This window comes from Pantoea sp. RG18, assembly GCF_025910075.1.
GTDB lineage: Bacteria > Pseudomonadota > Gammaproteobacteria > Enterobacterales > Enterobacteriaceae > Pantoea > Pantoea agglomerans.
Genome location: NZ_JAPCIL010000014.1, coordinates 1 through 17,532, shown reverse-complemented (window position 1 = coordinate 17,532; position 17,532 = coordinate 1). Strand labels below are relative to the sequence as shown.

The 17,532-nt window shown below is 55.5% G+C and carries 15 protein-coding genes and 2 tRNA genes; 6 read left to right on the top strand and 11 right to left on the bottom strand.

Annotation, left to right across the window (positions count from 1 at the left end):
- Nucleotides 1-41: 41 nt before the first annotated feature.
- On the bottom strand, nt 42-800 hold the full coding sequence (locus OK409_RS15020; protein ID WP_122457489.1) for an SDR family NAD(P)-dependent oxidoreductase: 759 nt from the start codon (nt 798-800) through the stop codon (nt 42-44).
- Between the two features lie 115 nt (nt 801-915).
- Between OK409_RS15020 and OK409_RS15015 the strand changes: the two genes are divergently transcribed.
- The 3 genes from OK409_RS15015 (at nt 916) to OK409_RS15005 (ending at nt 4,484) form a co-directional block, all read left to right on the top strand.
- Nucleotides 916-1,815 carry a LysR family transcriptional regulator gene (locus OK409_RS15015; protein ID WP_264367186.1) on the top strand — a complete coding sequence of 300 codons (900 nt, stop codon included), beginning with the start codon at nt 916-918 and terminating at the stop codon, nt 1,813-1,815.
- 45 nt (nt 1,816-1,860) lie between these two features.
- Nucleotides 1,861-2,880 (top strand): inner membrane protein YhjD, encoded by a 1,020-nt coding sequence (gene yhjD / locus OK409_RS15010; protein ID WP_264367185.1) that lies wholly within the window; start codon nt 1,861-1,863, stop codon nt 2,878-2,880.
- A gap of 272 nt (nt 2,881-3,152) precedes the next feature.
- A complete protein-coding gene (locus tag OK409_RS15005; RefSeq protein WP_010671462.1) occupies nt 3,153-4,484 on the top strand; it encodes an MFS transporter in 1,332 nt (443 codons plus the stop codon).
- Between the two features lie 490 nt (nt 4,485-4,974).
- Here OK409_RS15005 and ilvC read toward each other — a convergent pair whose 3' ends face one another.
- On the bottom strand, nt 4,975-6,450 hold the full coding sequence (gene ilvC, locus OK409_RS15000; RefSeq protein WP_010253551.1) for a ketol-acid reductoisomerase: 1,476 nt from the start codon (nt 6,448-6,450) through the stop codon (nt 4,975-4,977).
- Between the two features lie 162 nt (nt 6,451-6,612).
- On the opposite strand from ilvC, the gene ilvY reads away from it, so the two are divergent.
- On the top strand, nt 6,613-7,494 hold the full coding sequence (gene ilvY / locus OK409_RS14995; protein WP_129063184.1) for an HTH-type transcriptional activator IlvY: 882 nt from the start codon (nt 6,613-6,615) through the stop codon (nt 7,492-7,494).
- Here ilvY and ilvA read toward each other — a convergent pair whose 3' ends face one another.
- The 6 genes from ilvA to ilvL form a co-directional block, all read right to left on the bottom strand.
- On the bottom strand, nt 7,495-9,042 hold the full coding sequence (gene ilvA / locus OK409_RS14990) for a threonine ammonia-lyase, biosynthetic (protein ID WP_031593765.1): 1,548 nt from the start codon (nt 9,040-9,042) through the stop codon (nt 7,495-7,497).
- A gap of 2 nt (nt 9,043-9,044) precedes the next feature.
- Nucleotides 9,045-10,895 carry a dihydroxy-acid dehydratase gene (gene ilvD, locus OK409_RS14985; RefSeq protein WP_033766560.1) on the bottom strand — a complete coding sequence of 617 codons (1,851 nt, stop codon included), beginning with the start codon at nt 10,893-10,895 and terminating at the stop codon, nt 9,045-9,047.
- A 62-nt stretch (nt 10,896-10,957) separates the two neighbouring features.
- Complete coding sequence (locus OK409_RS14980) at nt 10,958-11,887, bottom strand: branched-chain amino acid transaminase (protein ID WP_010253558.1); 930 nt, start codon at nt 11,885-11,887, stop codon at nt 10,958-10,960.
- An 18-nt stretch (nt 11,888-11,905) separates the two neighbouring features.
- On the bottom strand, nt 11,906-12,163 hold the full coding sequence (gene ilvM, locus OK409_RS14975; RefSeq protein WP_008926359.1) for an acetolactate synthase 2 small subunit: 258 nt from the start codon (nt 12,161-12,163) through the stop codon (nt 11,906-11,908).
- Nucleotides 12,160-13,806 carry an acetolactate synthase 2 catalytic subunit gene (ilvG, locus tag OK409_RS14970; RefSeq protein WP_033759177.1) on the bottom strand — a complete coding sequence of 549 codons (1,647 nt, stop codon included), beginning with the start codon at nt 13,804-13,806 and terminating at the stop codon, nt 12,160-12,162. Before ilvG ends, ilvM begins: the two co-directional genes overlap by 4 nt.
- 150 nt (nt 13,807-13,956) lie before the next feature.
- Entirely contained in the window at nt 13,957-14,055 is a 99-nt protein-coding gene (ilvL, locus tag OK409_RS14965) for an ilv operon leader peptide (protein ID WP_072101316.1), read from the bottom strand.
- Nucleotides 14,056-14,385: 330 nt separating this feature from the next.
- On the opposite strand from ilvL, the gene OK409_RS14960 reads away from it, so the two are divergent.
- Nucleotides 14,386-15,906, top strand: coding sequence for a YifB family Mg chelatase-like AAA ATPase (locus OK409_RS14960; protein ID WP_264367184.1), 1,521 nt, complete (start codon nt 14,386-14,388; stop codon nt 15,904-15,906).
- Nucleotides 15,907-15,931: 25 nt separating this feature from the next.
- Here OK409_RS14960 and OK409_RS14955 read toward each other — a convergent pair whose 3' ends face one another.
- Nucleotides 15,932-16,270, bottom strand: coding sequence for a DUF413 domain-containing protein (locus OK409_RS14955; protein WP_010253568.1), 339 nt, complete (start codon nt 16,268-16,270; stop codon nt 15,932-15,934).
- Nucleotides 16,271-16,390: 120 nt separating this feature from the next.
- On the opposite strand from OK409_RS14955, the gene hdfR reads away from it, so the two are divergent.
- Nucleotides 16,391-17,224: an HTH-type transcriptional regulator HdfR gene (gene hdfR / locus OK409_RS14950; protein WP_010253571.1), complete on the top strand. Its 834-nt coding sequence runs from the start codon at nt 16,391-16,393 to the stop codon at nt 17,222-17,224.
- A gap of 118 nt (nt 17,225-17,342) precedes the next feature.
- Here hdfR and OK409_RS14945 read toward each other — a convergent pair.
- Nucleotides 17,343-17,418, bottom strand: a tRNA-Trp gene (locus OK409_RS14945).
- Between the two features lie 7 nt (nt 17,419-17,425).
- Nucleotides 17,426-17,502 (bottom strand) — tRNA-Asp (locus tag OK409_RS14940).
- Nucleotides 17,503-17,532 lie beyond the last annotated feature (30 nt).

Below are 17,532 nucleotides of genomic sequence, written 5' to 3'. Positions count from 1 at the left end.
GCGGCGACGTCGCGGGGTGCTTTCCGCGACGCCACCAGCGGTTAAATCCCCTGCCCGCCTGAGGCTTCAATACGCTGAGCGGTGATCCAGCCGGTTTCGTCACTGAGGATCGCGCTGATGGCGTCGCCGATATCATCCGGCAGTCCGACCCGGCCCAGCGCCGTCAGCCCGGCAATCTGATGGTTAATCTCGGGGGTATCGCGTACCCGGCCACCGCCAAAGTCGGTCTCTATCGCGCCAGGTGCCAGGATATTGACGCGAATGCGCCGTTCGCCCAGCTCCTTCGCCTGATAGCGCGTCAGTACCTCCATCGCCCCTTTCATTGACGCATAGGTCGAGGAGCCAGGATAGATCAGCCGGGTCAGACCGCTGGAGATATTCAGGATGCGGCCACCGTCGTTGATCAGCGGCAGCAGCTTCTGGGTCAGGAAGTAAGGCCCTTTGAAATGCACATTAACCAGCGCATCAAATTCCGCCTCGGTAGTGTCGGTAAATGGCTTGTAGTGTCCGTGTCCGGCGTTGTTCACTAAATAGTCAAAGCGCTCACGCTGCCACTGCTGTTGCAGTGCCTCTTTCACCTGGACGACAAAGCGATCGAACTGACCGGTTTCGCCGACGTCCAGCGCCAGCGCCACTGCACGCCGTCCCAGCGCCTCGATCTCCTTCACCACCGTCTGTGCCTCATCGGCATGGCTGCGGTAAGTCAGGATAATGTCTGTCCCCCTGGCCGCCAGTTTTAACGCGCCATTACGGCCTAAACCGCGGTTTGCACCGGTAATTAACGCCACTTTCTGATTCATCTCTCGCACCTGTTGAAAAATTGAACACAGGTTAAGGATATTCGCGAATTATTGATCTATAAACAGTGTTAAATGCGCATCACTGTTTCAATAAAAACAACAATCGGTGAACAACATGGACAAAATTCACGCAATGCAGGTGTTTGTGCGGGTAGCCGAAATGGGCAGTTTTACCCGCGCGGCAGAGAGTTTAGGTGTCCCCAAAGGCAGCGTTTCGCGGCAGATACAGGCGCTGGAGAATCAAATGGCAACACGTTTGCTGCATCGCACCACGCGCCGGGTGCAACTAACCCAGGACGGGTTGGTCTATTACGATCGCTGTCTGGATTTATTGTCGATGATTGACGATATGGACAGCCTGTTCCAGCACGAGCCTGCCTCGCTCAGCGGTAAACTCCGGATTGATATGTCTGTGGCCATGGCCACCAGTTTTATCCTGCCACGGCTGCCGGAATTTTTGCAGCACTACCCCGGCGTAGAGATTGAGCTGAGCAGCAGCGACCGTCAGGTAGATGTGATCCGGGAAGGGTTTGACTGCGTAATCCGCGTCGGCGAGCTCAAAGATTCTGGCCTGATTGCGCGAAAAATTGGTACCCATACCTTGATCAACTGCGCCAGCCCTGGCTACCTTTCGCGTTTCGGCATGCCGATCCGGCTGGAAGAGCTGTCGCAGCATGCGATGGTGCATTACAGCCAGCAACTGGGTCAGGCCTCACCGGGTTTTGAATATTTTGATGGCAGGCAGTGTCACTATGTTCACACCGGCGGTGTGGTCACCGTGAACAGCACCGAAACCTATCGCGCCGCCTGTCTGGCGGGGTTAGGCATTATTCAGGTGCCTGCCGCCGGGATTCAGACATTACTGGAAAGAGGCGAGCTGGTAGAAGTGCTGCATCGCTTTCCCGCCAAACCGATGCCGATCCACCTGCTCTATCCGCACCGGCGCAATGTGGCGCGTCGCGTGCGGGTTTTTATGGAGTGGCTGAGTCAGGTGTTACAGGAGTACGTCACCTGAGCGGCTATACTTTGATTTTAATGATAAACAGGACAGTGAAGGTCTATGACAGACAAGCAGGAAAACCCGCAGGATACGCAGCCGCAAAAGCCACTTATCGATATTAAAACCGGCAACGAGACGGTTGATCATTCGATAGTGCGCGTGTCGCGTTTTGCCGCCTGGTTTCAGGCGATCCCGGCAGTGGCGCATTTTATTCGCGCCCTTGACCGCTTTAATGATCGGCTCGGCAGCCAGTTTGGCGCGGCCATTACCTATTTCTCTTTTTTATCGCTGATCCCCATTCTGATGGTGTCGTTTGCCGCCGTGGGTTTTGTGCTGGCATCGAACCAGGATCTGCTGACCGATATCATCAACAAAATCGTCAGCAGCATCAGCGACCCGACGCTGGCCACCACGCTGAAGAATACGGTAAATACCGCCATTCAGCAGCGTGCCACCGTGGGTATTACCGGTTTACTGCTGGCGCTCTACTCCGGTCTTAACTGGATGGGTAACCTGCGCGAAGCGATTCGTGCCCAGTCGCGCGACGTGTGGGAACGCAAACCGGATGACAAAGAGGAGATCTGGAAGCGTTATATTCGCGATTTCCTGTCGCTGACCGGTCTGATGCTGGCGCTGGTGATTACGCTGTCGCTGACCTCGGTAGCCGGTTCGGCGCAGGCAATGATCGTCAGCGCACTGGGGCTGGATGGCATCGACTGGTTACGGCCCGCCCTGACCATTATCGCCACCTCGATTTCCGTTATGGCTAACTATCTGCTGTTCCTGTGGATTTTCTGGATCCTGCCGCGTCATAAGCCGCGTAAGAAAGCGCTGTTTCGCGGCACTCTGCTGGCGGCAATCGGTTTTGAGGTGATCAAGTTTGTGATGACGCTGACGCTGCCGAAGCTGGCGACCTCGCCTTCCGGTGCGGCCTTTGGTTCCGTGCTTGGCCTGATGGCGTTTTTCTACTTCTTCGCCCGTCTGACGCTGTTCTGTGCGGCGTGGATCGCCACCGCCAAATATAAAGACGACCCACAAATGCCTGAAGCGGGCAGCGCGTCACGACACAAATCATCGTAATCCGTTAACAACAGCGGAAAATATCACCCCTCGGCTATTTTTTAACCAGATAACAGGATGAATAGCTGAGGGGTCACTTTTATTTAGCCCTTTCGTAGAGTATCCCGCCATATATCGTCCGGATTACCCCGGTATCACCCGACATTCGTCGCACCTCAGAAATTATCCTCTTTTTGCCCGCTGAAGCCAGACGCGGCGCGGGTTTTCATCATTGAATGCGCTCTGGCAGATGCGTAAGATTCTTTGTCTGTATTTACAAATAAGAAACAGTTATGCAAGCCTCCCTCACAGACACGCTCGACAAACAGCAGGATCCCACGCCGGTTAACTCACGCAGTAAAGTGGTGATTGCCTCGCTGGTCGGAACGGCCATCGAGTTCTTCGACTTTTATATTTATGCCACTGCTGCGGTGATTGTTTTCCCGCACATTTTCTTCCCGCAGGGTGATGCCACGGTCGCGACGCTACAGTCGCTGGCCACGTTTGCTATCGCCTTTATCGCGCGTCCGATTGGCTCCGCCGTGTTTGGTCACTTTGGCGATCGCGTGGGTCGCAAAGCCACGCTGGTTGCCTCGCTGCTGACCATGGGGATCTCCACCGTGGTGATTGGTCTGCTGCCCGGCTATGAAACCATCGGCGTGATGGCTCCGCTGCTGCTGGCGCTGGCGCGCTTTGGTCAGGGACTGGGACTGGGTGGTGAATGGGGTGGCGCGGCGCTGCTGGCGACGGAAAATGCCCCGGCGAAGAAGCGTGCGCTTTACGGTTCCTTCCCTCAGCTGGGTGCGCCGATTGGCTTTTTCTTCGCTAACGGCACTTTTCTGCTGCTTTCGTGGCTGCTGACCGACGAGCAGTTTATGCAGTGGGGCTGGCGCGTGCCGTTTATTCTCTCTGCCGTGCTGGTGCTGATCGGCCTTTATGTGCGCGTTTCGCTGCATGAGAGTCCGGTGTTTGCCAAAGTACAGAAAGAGAAGAAGCAGGTTCGGGTGCCCATTGCGGCGCTGCTGAGCAAGCATCTGACTGCCACCATTCTCGGCACCTTTATCATGCTGGCGACCTATACGCTGTTCTATATCATGACCGTCTATTCGATGAGCTACGGCACCACGGCAGCACCGGCCGGTCTGGGTATTCCGCGTAATAGTATGTTGTGGATGCTGATGCTGGCGGTGATTGGCTTTGGAGTGATGGTGCCGATTGCCGGTTTGCTGGCTGACCGTTTTGGTCGCCGCAAGACGATGATTACCATTACGCTGATGATTATCGCGTTTTCGTTCCTGTTCCCGGCGATGCTCGGTTCCGGATCGCAGGCGCTGGTGATGGCGTTCCTGTTGCTGGGTCTGAGCATTATGGGCCTGACCTTTGGTCCGATGGGCGCCCTGCTGCCGGAGCTGTTTCCGACCGAAGTGCGTTATACCGGCGCATCGTTCTCTTATAACCTCTCATCGATTCTGGGTGCCTCTGTTGCGCCTTATATCGCGACCTGGCTGAATGCGCATTATGGTTTGCAGGCGGTGGGACTTTATCTGGCGTCGATGGCCGTGCTGACGCTGATTGCATTGCTCGCCTGTAAAGAGACGCGTAATCAGACGCTGTATGACGTTTAATCCGGCTGGATGAAGGTCAGTGAAAACCCGGCGGCTGCCGGGTTTTTTTATGGAGCAGGCTCACAGAGTACAACCGCTCTGAAGGGTTAAACAATATCAGGCGACAGGCTCAGGGAGCATACGCCTTAAGCGGGTTAGCTTTCTGTTTGAAAAAACCGGACCTCGCTGAAAAGCGTATTGATACTGGCAGCAATGAAGAAGCTTAAGGGCACAGGGAACACGGTCAAGGAAAGCGTCCCGCGCCAGGGACAAAAACGCCGGGAGCGTTTTTGAACAACGCAAAGCGTTGGCCCGGAAACGGGCGCACCTCAGGGATGAGGTGCGTAATCGCGCGGGCCGAGCATGCCATGGATGGCGGTTTTGCGTCTTTCCGATCTGACCGTGTTGCCTGTGCAGGCACGGTCTCACAGAGAACCGTCCAGCCGTTGTTCACCAACAAAAAACCCCGGCAAGCCGGGGTTTGTTTTGCTGAAAACTGTGATGACGATAATTAGCCCGCCACAGCGATACGCTTCATGTCGGTCATGTAGCCACGCAGCTTACGGCCAACGGTTTCAATTGGGTGCTGGCGAACCGCTTCGTTAACGTCACGCAGCTGCGCGTTATCAACCTGCGTGCCTTCAACCGCTTTACCCAGATCGCCTGGCTGCAGCGTGGTCATGAACTCTTTCAGCAGCGGCACCGCGGCGAAGGAGAACAGGTAGTTACCATATTCGGCGGTATCGGAGATCACCACGTTCATTTCATACAGGCGCTTACGGGCAATGGTGTTCGCGATCAGCGGCAGCTCATGCAGTGATTCGTAGTAGGCAGACTCTTCAATGATGCCGGCGTCCACCATGGTTTCAAACGCCAGCTCAACGCCCGCTTTAACCATCGCAACCATCACCACACCTTTGTCGTAGTACTCCTGCTCTTCGATTTTGCCTTCATACTGTGAGGCGGTTTCGAACGCGGTCTGGCCGGTCTCTTCACGCCAGGTCAGCAGGTTTTTATCATCGTTAGCCCAGTCCGCCATCATGCCGGAAGAGAATTCGCCGGAGATGATGTCATCCATATGTTTCTGGAACAGCGGTGCCATGATGGTTTTCAGCTGCTCTGACAGCGCATAAGCGCGCAGTTTAGCCGGGTTAGAGAGGCGATCCATCATCAGTGTGATGCCGCCAAACTTCAGTGATTCGGTGATGGTTTCCCAGCCGAACTGGATCAGTTTTTCTGCGTAAGCCGGGTCAGTGCCTTCAGCCACCAGCTTGTCGAAGCAGAGCAGTGAACCAGCCTGCAACATGCCGCACAGGATAGTCTGCTCACCCATCAGGTCAGATTTCACTTCAGCAACGAAAGAGGACTCCAGCACGCCAGCACGATCGCCGCCAGTTGCTGCTGCCCAGGCTTTGGCAATCGCCATGCCTTCGCCTTTTGGATCGTTTTCCGGGTGAACCGCGATCAGCGTCGGTACACCAAAGCCACGTTTGTACTCTTCACGAACTTCTGTACCCGGACACTTCGGTGCCACCATGACCACGGTGATATCTTTGCGGATGCTTTCGCCCACTTCAACGATGTTGAAACCGTGCGAGTAGCCCAGCGCAGCGCCATCTTTCATCAGCGGCTGAACAGCCTGAACTACAGCGGAGTGCTGCTTGTCTGGCGTCAGGTTAACCACCAGATCAGCCTGCGGGATCAGTTCTTCGTAGGTGCCCACTTTGAAACCGTTATCGGTCGCTTTGCGCCATGAAGGGCGTTTTTCCGCAATTGCTTCAGCACGCAGTGCATAGGCCACATCCAGACCGGAATCACGCATGTTCAGACCCTGATTCAGGCCCTGCGCACCACAGCCAACGATAACGACTTTTTTGCCTTTCAGGAAACTGGCACCATCCGCGAATTCATCGCGTGCCATGAAACGGCACTTGCCTAATTGCGCCAGCTGGTTGCGCAGGTTCAATGTGTTGAAATAGTTAGCCATGGGTACTCCGGTAAGGTTGTGTTTGCTTTTTTTGTTCAGGAACGGCGTGTCATGCAGCGCCGCGAATGACCCCATCATATGACAGGAATTCTGTTGCTTAAATTGATATATTAACAACGTCACATTGCAATAAATGCAACACCACCCAGAGGCGACGCGCACATGGATTTACGGGATCTGAAACTGTTTCTTCATCTGGCAGAAAGCTGCCATTTCGGGCGCACTGCGCGTGCTATGCACGTCAGCCCTTCCACGCTGTCACGCCAGATCCAGCGGCTTGAAGAAGATGTCGGCCATGCGCTGTTTCTGCGCGATAACCGCACCGTGACGCTGACAGAAGCGGGCGAACGGCTGCGCCAGTTTGCCCAGCAGACGCTGTTGCAGTATCAGCAACTGCGCCATGTGATGGATCTTAACGGTCCGTCGCTCAGCGGCGAGCTGCGCCTGTTCTGTTCGGTGACGGCTGCCTACAGTCATCTGCCGCCCATCCTCGACCGCTTTCGCGCTGAACATCCGCAGGTCGAAATCAAACTGGATACCGGCGATGCTGCGGATGCGGTGGAAAAAGTGCACTCCGGCGATGCCGATCTGGCCATTGCCGGCCGTCCTGAAACGCTGCCCGCCAGCATTGATTTTATGCCACTGGGGCTGATCCCGCTGGTGCTGATCGCGCCTGCACTGCCCTGTGCCGTTCGTACTCAGGCAACACAGTCGCAGCCCGACTGGTCAAAAATTCCGTTTATCCTGCCGGTACAGGGACCGGCACGGCGACGTATCGATCTCTGGTTCCGCCGCCAGCGCATCCCGAATCCGGTGATTTACGCCACGGTCTCGGGGCATGAGGCGATTGTTTCGATGGTGGCGCTGGGCTGCGGTATTGCACTTTTACCGGATGTGGTGCTGGAAAACAGCCCGGATCCGGTGCGTAACCGCGTGCTGCTACTGGAGAATATTGACTCGGTTGCGCCGTTCGAACTCGGCATCTGCGTGCAAAAAAAGCGGCTCGGAGAGCCGCTGATCAGTGCTTTCTGGAGCCAGCTGTAATCAGCTGCCTGACAGGAAGAAGCGGAACGCCGGGTTCTGGCTTTCGTCATGAAAGTCGTAACCCAGATCGGTGAGATGCTCTTCGAAGCGTGGCTCATCGCTGCCAAGTTCAAAAGCGGCCAGCACACGGCCATAATCGGTGCCGTGGCTGCGATAATGAAACAGCGAGATATTCCAGTGGGTGCCCAGCGTTTGCAGGAACTTCAGCAACGCGCCAGGTGCCTCCGGGAATTCAAAGCTGAAGAGGCGTTCACGCAGTGGTTTAGAAGGACGTCCGCCCACCATATAACGCACGTGCAGTTTCGCCATTTCATCATCCGAGAGATCGACCACCTGATAACCGCCGCTGGTGAGCTCGCTGATGATCTCGCTGCGCTCTTCCACGCCACGCGTCAGTCGTACGCCAACAAAGATGCAGGCTTTGTCCGCATCGGCGTAGCGGTAGTTGAACTCGGTAATCGACCGTCCACCCAGCGTCTGGCAGAAACGCAGGAAACTGCCCTGCTGTTCCGGGATCGTTACGGCCAGCAGCGCTTCACGCTGTTCGCCCAGCTCGCAGCGCTCAGAAACGTAGCGCAGGCCGTGGAAATTGACGTTGGCCCCGGATAACACATGCGCCAGCCGCTCGCCTTTGATTCCATGCTGCTGGATATACTTTTTCATGCCCGCCAGCGCCAGCGCGCCAGAGGGCTCCGCCACAGCACGGACATCTTCGAACAGATCTTTCATCGCGGCACAAATCGCATCGCTGTCGACGGTGATGATGTCATCGATGTATTCCTGACAGAGCCGGAAGGTTTCGCTGCCAATCCGTTTCACCGCCACCCCTTCGGCAAACAGCCCGACGCGTGGCAGATCGACCGGATGACCCGCCTCCAGCGCTGCTTTCAGGCAGGCTGAATCTTCTGACTCCACCGCGATCACTTTGATTTGCGGCATCAGCTGCTTGATCAGCACCGCGACGCCGGCTGCCAGACCTCCACCGCCAACCGGGACAAAGACCCGGTCGAGATGCGCATCCTGTTGCAGCAGCTCCATCGCCAGCGTGCCCTGTCCGGCAATGACGGCCGGATGGTCAAACGGCGGCACGAAGGTGTAACCGCGCTGTTCAGAAAGTTCTATCGCTTTGGCTTTCGCCTCGTCAAAGTTGGCCCCGAACAGGAAAGCCTCACCGCCAAATGCGCGCACCGCATCAACCTTGATGTCTGCCGTCGCCAGCGGCATCACAATCAGTGACTTGATCCCCAGCTTAGTGGCGGAGAGCGCCACGCCCTGCGCATGGTTACCGGCTGACGCCGTCACCACGCCGCGCGCTTTCTGCTCTTCGTTCAGACCGGCAATCATCGCGTAGGCACCGCGCACCTTGAAACTGTGCACCGGCTGACGATCTTCCCGCTTCACCAGAATGGTGTTGCCGAGACGCGATGAGATTTTTTCCATAACCTGCAGCGGCGTCACCTGTGCCACTTCATACACCGGTGAACGCAACACTGCGCGCAAATACTCAGCGCCACAAGGCGCCTCGGGTAGCGGTTGAGACTCGGCCATCGTTAGCCTCCCAGCTTGCTCTTATCGCGGACGGCGCCTTTGTCAGCACTGGTCGCGAGTAATGCGTAGGCACGCAGCGCAAAGGAGACTTCACGCTGACGATTGACCGGCGTATACGCCGCATCGCCACGTGCCTGCTGCTCTTCACGACGGGCGTGCAGTTCGTTATCCGGTACGGCGAGCTTGATACCGCGGTTAGGGATATCGATTTCGATGGTGTCGCCATCTTTGACCAGCGCAATGGTGCCGCCGTTGGCTGCTTCAGGCGAGGCGTGACCAATAGAGAGGCCCGACGTACCGCCAGAGAAACGACCATCGGTGATCAGCGCGCAGCTTTTGCCCAGCCCCATCGATTTCAGATAAGTGGTCGGATAGAGCATCTCCTGCATGCCTGGCCCGCCTTTTGGACCTTCGTAGCGAATGACGACCACATCGCCCGCAACGACTTTGCCGCCCAGAATCGCTTCAACGGCGTCATCCTGGCTTTCATAGACTTTGGCCGGACCGGTGAAGGTCAGGATTTCTTTGTCTACGCCCGCAGTTTTTACGATACAGCCATCTTCCGCGATGTTGCCGTAGAGCACGGCCAGACCGCCATCCTGCGAGTAAGCATTTTCATGGGTACGGATACAGCCTTCGGCACGGTCATCATCCAGCGTGTCCCAGCGGCAGTTCTGTGAGAACGCCTGGGTGGTACGAATACCCGCCGGACCCGCGCGGAACATATCTTTTACCGCCTGATCTTTGGTCAGCATGATGTCGTACTGATCCAGCGTTTCACGCATGGTCTGCTGCAGGATATTACGGGCGCTGCTGTCGAACAGGCCGGCACGATCCAGCTCGCCGAGAATGGCGAACACGCCACCCGCGCGATGCACATCTTCCATGTGGTATTTCGGGGTACTTGGCGCCACTTTACAGAGCTGAGGCACTTTGCGTGACAGGCGATCGATGTCGGAGATATTAAAGTCGATATCGCCTTCCTGTGCGGCTGCCAGCAGGTGGAGCACGGTGTTGGTGGAACCGCCCATGGCGATATCCAGCATCATGGCGTTCTCAAAAGCGGCCTTGTTCGCGATGTTACGCGGCAGCATGTTGACATCATCCTGCTCGTAATAGCGCTTGGTCAGGCTTACGATGCGCTTACCGGCATTGATGAACAGCTCTTTGCGATCGGCGTGCGTAGCCAGCAGTGAACCGTTGCCAGGCTGCGACAGACCGAGTGCTTCAGTCAGGCAGTTCATCGAGTTGGCGGTGAACATACCGGAGCAGGAGCCGCAGGTCGGACAGGCAGAGCGTTCGATCTGCTCGCTGTCGGCATCGCTGACGTTCGGGTTGGCACCCTGAATCATCGCATCTACCAGATCCAGCTTGATGATCTGGTCAGAAAGCTTGGTTTTACCCGCTTCCATCGGTCCGCCTGAAACGAAGATCACCGGAATATTGAGGCGCAATGACGCCATCAGCATACCCGGGGTGATTTTGTCGCAGTTAGAGATGCAGACCATGGCGTCAGCACAGTGGGCGTTGACCATGTACTCGACCGAGTCAGCAATCAGCTCACGCGACGGCAGTGAATACAGCATGCCGCCATGACCCATGGCAATACCGTCATCCACCGCAATGGTGTTGAACTCTTTAGCCACACCGCCTGCCGCTTCGATCTGCTCGGCGACAAGTTTACCAAGATCACGCAGGTGAACGTGGCCCGGCACAAATTGGGTGAATGAGTTAACCACAGCGATAATCGGCTTGCCGAAATCGTCGTCGGTCATTCCTGTCGCGCGCCATAAGGCACGGGCACCCGCCATATTGCGGCCGTGGGTGGTGGTGGCGGAACGGTACTTAGGCATACTCTATTTACTCCAGTAAGAATAAGCTCGCGGACGTCAGATGACGCCCGCGCTGTATCTGATTATGGGTTAACCGGATCTAACCAGCCCCATTTGTCTTCGGTTTCGCCGGTGAACAGGCCAAAGAAGGCCTCCTGGATGCGTTTGGTCACCGGGCCACGTTTGCCTTCGCCGACCTGAATGCGGTCAACGCTGCGCACCGGTGTAATTTCTGCCGCGGTGCCAGACATAAAGACTTCGTCAGCCAGATAGAGAGATTCACGCGACAGGGTCTGCTCACGCACTTCAATGCCCATATCACGCGCCAGAGTGATGATGGCATCGCGGGTGATGCCCGGCAGTGCTGAAGAGGTAAATGGCGGGGTAAAGAGCACGCCATCTTTAACTTCAAACAGGTTTTCGCCTGCACCTTCGGAGATCAGGCCATTGGTATCCAGCGCAATCCCTTCCTGATAGCCGTGACGACGGGCTTCGCTGCCCACCAGCAGTGAGGAGAGGTAGTTACCGCCCGCTTTAGCGGCGGTTGGCAGGGTATTCGGTGCTACGCGGTTCCATGAGGAGACCATGGCATCGATGCCGTTCTCCAGGGCTTCAGCGCCCAGGTATGCGCCCCACGGGAACGCCGCAATGATCACGTCGGTGGTGAAGCCATCTGGCGGGTTCACGCCCAGGCCCACATCGCCGACAAAGGCCAGCGGACGGATATAAGCACTTTTCAGTTTGTTCACGCGGATGACTTCGCGGCACGCTTCCATCAGCTCATCAACGCTGCTTTTAATCGGGAAGCGATAGATTTTGGCGGAGTCGTGCAGACGTTGCATGTGTTCGCGATGGCGGAACACAACCGGTCCTTTGTGAGAGTCGTAGCAGCGCACGCCTTCAAATACCGACGTACCGTAGTGCAACGCGTGGGACATGACGCTGACCTTCGCCTCTTCCCACTTAACCATCTCGCCATTGAACCAAATAAAGTCTGCTTTCTTCGTGCTCATTGTTATTCCCTCTCGCGGCTAAGCGCGGATTTGTTGTGTTGTCTGTTGTTGAATCTGAACGCATGCAACGTCGATCAATTTGCTTAACTGCGAAGACAGTAAATCGACGGAACGCTGACTGGCAACGGTCATTTCAATATTAATGTTTTCTGCGTTGGCGACTGAGGCCATGTTCATAGAACAGACCTGAAAACCGCGGTGACGCACTACGCGTAAAATGCGCTCCAATATTTCAGGGCGGAAACGGGCTTCGATAGACAATTGATGCTGGTTCATACAGTTTTCTCCATCATGTTTGCATTGCTGGCACCCGGCGGTACCAGTGGCCAGACGTTTTCATGCTCATCAATTGCAACATGCAGGAAGTAAGGACCTTCGCTGTTCAGCAGAGCATCAAGGGCGGCGTCGACCTGATCTTTACGGGTAATGCGCTGGCCGGGAATATTGAAAGCGCTGGCCAGCGTGAGGAAGTCGGGGTTGTCGGACAGATTGGTTTCACTGTAGCGGCCATCGAAAAACAGCTGCTGCCACTGACGCACCATGCCCAGACGCTGGTTATCCAGCAGCACGATTTTGACCGGCAGTTTGCCGCGCTTGATGGTGCCCAGCTCCTGGATGTTCATCATGATAGAGCCATCGCCCGAAACACAGATAACCGTATCTTCCGGGCGTGCAACCTGCGCACCGATGGCGGCGGGTAAACCAAAGCCCATGGTGCCTAAGCCGCTGGAGGTGATGAAGTTCTCCGGCGCGCTGAATGCCATGTGTTGCGCCGTCCACATCTGGTGCTGACCGACGTCGGTGGTCACTACGGTATTGGCCGGTTTGCGATCGGAAAGCTGCTTCAGCAACAGCGGTGCATAGATCGCTTCGCCCGGATGGTCGTAGCGCCATGGGTGACTGGCCTTAAGCGCTTTCATCTCATCGCGCCAGGCGTTGATATGCAGAGGCTGACTCAGGGCGGGCAACAGTTCGTTGAGATCACCCTGCAGAGAGACATGTGCACGACGTAATTTATTTAACTCAGCGGGATCGATATCGAGATGAATCACGCTGGCATGGGGGGCAAAGGTGTCCAGCTTGCCGGTCACGCGGTCATCGAAACGGGCGCCGACCGCGATCAGTAAGTCACAACTCTGCACCGCCAGGTTGGCGGCTTTAGTACCGTGCATCCCCAGCATGCCGAGATACACCTCGCTGTGGGGGTCTACGCTGCCCAGCCCCTTTAAGGTGGCCACTGCCGGGATGCCGGTCTCTTCTGCCAGCGCGCGCAGTGCCGGAACAGCCTGTGCCAGGCCAACGCCTCCACCAACATAGAGCATTGGTTTTCTGGCCTGCGCCATCAGTGCGCGTGCTTCCTGAATCGCCTGATGCGGCAGCGCGCTTCCCTCTTCTACCGGAACCAGATGCGGGGCAGGTTCTCCCTGCGCAATCTGAATATCTTTAGGAATGTCCACCAGTACCGGACCCGGACGGCCTGACTGCGCCAGCGCAAAGGCTTCTGCCATGATGGCGGGCAGCTCATCTAACGATTCGACCAGGAAGCTGTGTTTGGTGCAGGCCAGCGACAAGCCCAGCACGTCGATTTCCTGAAAGGCGTCGGTGCCGATGAAGGCCGAGGTGACCTGACCGGTTACTGCCACGACCGGAACCGAATCCATCATGGCATCTGCCAGGCCGGTAATCAGGTTTGTCGCGCCAGGGCCAGAGGTGGCGATACAGACGCCGGTTTTGCCGGTTGAGCGCGCATAACCGATCGCCGCCATCACAGCGCCCTGCTCGTGACGACACAGTAGGTGTTCCACGCCGCCGTCGTAGAGCGCGTCGTATACCGGCATGATTGCGCCGCCAGGGTAACCGAATACGGTATTAACACCCTGCGCGCGTAAAGCCTGAACTACCCACTGTGCACCTGTCATCGCTATTCTCCTGTGTCCTGACCGGAACAACAGAATTTTATGCTACTGTTCATTGTTTGTTCCTTGTGGATTTACTGATATTTCCTCTGGTCGAAAAAAAACCCCCGGACCTTTCGGTGCGGGGGTTTTTTCGGATTCGAGGCTTGATTTCTAAGCCTTTCTTTCTCCAAGCGTTGCCCCGCACGGTAGGTTAATAACCACCACCACGCTAATCACGACCAGGCTAATCACTTGTAGAAGGGCTTTCATGTGTTGTTCAATTCTTTCGCTTGTTCGAAGTAATGCCTACAGAGTTATCATAGTCAGGGGGCATGACACAACTTTTTTTACAGAGTTTTTTTAGCGCCTGGCGCTAAATCGCGATCTATCAATTTGTAATATAAGAAATAATTACATGATGATAATTATTCATCACTTTACTGACGTAATAATGTTTTGGTGAATTTGCGCGCAGACACGCAGCGTTTTAACAGGTCGTGAAAAAACTTCTGATAGGTTGTGCAATGACCCGAATAGTGCTGATGATGCCCTGGCTTTCCTTTGATGCTGTCACCAGACTGACGGTAACAAGGAGCGAGTATGTCACTGTCAAAAGTTCTGACCCGGGCAGCGCTGGGAGTGGAAGCCCCGCTGGTGACCATCGAGGCACACATCAGTAACGGACTGCCTGCGTTAACGCTGGTGGGGCTGCCTGAAACCACGGTGAAAGAGGCGCGTGAGCGGGTACGCAGCGCCATTATCAACAGCGGTTTTGCCTTCCCGGCAAAACGCGTCACCATCAATCTGGCACCCGCAGATTTACCCAAAGAGGGCGGGCGGTATGACTTACCTATGGCGATTGCCATTCTGGTGGCCTCTGAGCAGCTTCCTGCCGACAAGCTGACGCACTATGAGTTTCTGGGTGAGCTGGCACTCGACGGTGCACTGTGCGGTGTACAGGGCGCGATTCCCGCGGCCATGGTAGCCATTCAGGCTGGACGACAGCTGGTCCTCTCCGCTGAGAATCAGTGTGATGCCGGGCTAATCCGTCAGGGCTCGTCGCTGGTTGCCTCTCACCTCAGCGAAGTGTGCGCCTTTCTGCGCAATGAACTCACATTACCGACAGCCCAATATCCTGAGCATCAGGGCGATGCACCTGCTGACGATCTCGCTGATATCATTGGTCAGGAACAGGGACGCAGAGCACTGGAGATCACTGCGGCTGGCGGGCACAACCTGTTGCTGATCGGGCCCCCTGGCACCGGTAAAACCATGCTCGCTACCCGGTTGCCCGGCATCATGCCCTCCTTAAGCGATCAGGAAGCACTGGAGTGTGCGGCAATCGCCAGCCTGGTGAACAGCAAGACCCTGCATCGACAGTGGCGCACCCGGCCTTTCAGGTCACCTCACCACAGCGCCTCTCTCTATGCTCTGATTGGCGGCGGCTCACTGCCACGGCCCGGTGAGATCTCCCTGGCGCATAACGGCGTGCTGTTTCTGGATGAATTACCGGAATTTGATCGCAAGGTGCTGGACTCCCTGCGCGAACCATTAGAATCGGGCATCATCGCTATTTCACGCGCACGGGCAAAAGTTACCTACCCGGCCCGGTTTCAGCTGATTGCTGCGATGAATCCAAGTCCAACCGGACACTATCAGGGACAGCATAACCGCTGCTCACCCCAGCAGGTGCTGCGTTATCTCAGTAAGCTATCCGGCCCATTTCTTGATCGTTTTGATCTTTCGCTGGAGGTGCCGCTACTCCCCAGCGGCATGCTCAGCGGTCAGCGCGCCAAAGCGGAAGCATCTGAGCAGGTTCGTCATCGGGTGGTCGCAGCGCGTGACATTCAGCTGGCTCGTGCAGGAAAAATAAATGCGCATTTAAACAATGCAGAGATTATGCGCTGGTGTCAGCCTGCTAAAGAGGATGCGGAGTGGCTGGAGTCAGTGCTGGAAAAACTGGGTTTATCTGTACGGGCATGGCAGCGGATTTTAAAAGTGGCCCGTACCCTGGCCGATCTGGCTGGGGAAACAGACATCACCCGGCATCATCTGCAGGAAGCTGTCAGCTATCGCACGATAGATCGATTAATGATCCATCTGCATAACAGCCTGCAATAAAAAAGGGGCTTTCGCCCCTTCTCTGTTAATCGTCGCTGTCGGTGAAGTCTTCAACGGTGTCCATCTGCGGTTTACCGCCAGACAGCGTATGAAAACGTTTAGGACGCTTAATGCGGGTCATATACTTAGACCATACACGTTCAGCTTCCGTTTGCGGCTCACGCACGCCACGACACACTTCAATAAACAAACGTTCTTCTTCGGTTGCAGGCTCACGCTTTGATAAATCCAGCTCATTAAAGGCAAAACCGTGGCGTTCAAGAAGCTGAGCTTCTTTAATAGTAAAGTCACCGTGGCGTGAGAAACCACGCGGGTAATGTTTGTTATCAAAGAAACGATTCTCTGTTGAGAAGCTTTCCGCCATGTTACACGCTCCTGATTTTCTAATGCCGTGCTGTTAATGGCGCGGAGTATTAGATAGGCTTGACAGAGTGTAAAACAAAACATTTAAATCTATACGACAAACATTTTTTGGGAGAACGCTGTGGATACGGAATTACTGAAAACTTTCCTGGAAGTGAGCAGAACTCGCCATTTCGGGCGTGCTGCAGAAGCACTTTACCTCACGCAATCTGCTGTCAGTTTTCGCATCCGTCAGTTAGAGAATCAGCTTGGCGTTAACCTTTTTACACGGCATCGCAATAACATACGTCTGACGGCGGCCGGAGAGCGACTGCTCCCCTATGCTGAAAGCCTGATGAGCACCTGGATGATGGCGAAGAAGGAGGTTTCTCACACTCAGCAGCACCATGAGCTTTCAATAGGTGCCAGTGCATCACTATGGGAGGCTTATCTGACGCCATGGCTACAGACGCTCTACGAGAATCGGGAGAGCCTGCACTTAGAAGCGCGCGTGGCACAACGACATCTGCTGGTTAAGCAACTCCATGAGCGCCAGCTGGATCTGTTGATCACCACTGAAGCACCTAAGATGGATGAGTTAACCAGTCAGCAGATTGGTCATATTTCACTGGCGCTTTTCTGCGCCCGGCAGAGCGAGAAGCGTGAAAAATATGATTATATCAAGCTGGAATGGGGAGCAGATTTTCATCAGCATCAGAGCTATCTCTCCGGGGCTGATGATGTACCGGTACTGACCACCACGTCGGCACATGTCACCCGTGAACTGCTACATACCACCGGAGCGTGCGCATTTCTGCCGGACTTTTGGCAGAGTGTGTACAGTGAGTTGATGGTGATTCCGGATACGCCCGTCGCCGTGCGTCCGCTCTATGCTGTCTGGTTGCAGAACAGCGATCAGCAGGCACATATCCGTCAGTTGCTTAAATTCCCGATTCTGGTCAGGCAAAACAGCTGAATTTGCAGGCAGGACAGTAAGCAGAGAAGATCAGAGGCCAGTTAGATTTAGCTGGTTTTTCTTTTTTGCTTTTTTAAAGGCAAAAAAAAATCCTTTGCCGAAGCAAAGGATCGTTTTCTGGCAGGGGCGGAGGGACTCGAACCCCCAACACCCGGTTTTGGAGACCGGTGCTCTACCAATTGAACTACGCCCCTAATAGGGTGGCGGAACGGACGGGGCTCGAACCCGCGACCCCCTGCGTGACAGGCAGGTATTCTAACCAACTGAACTACCGCTCCACCGATTCTTTCACAGCTGTCAGCAACTGT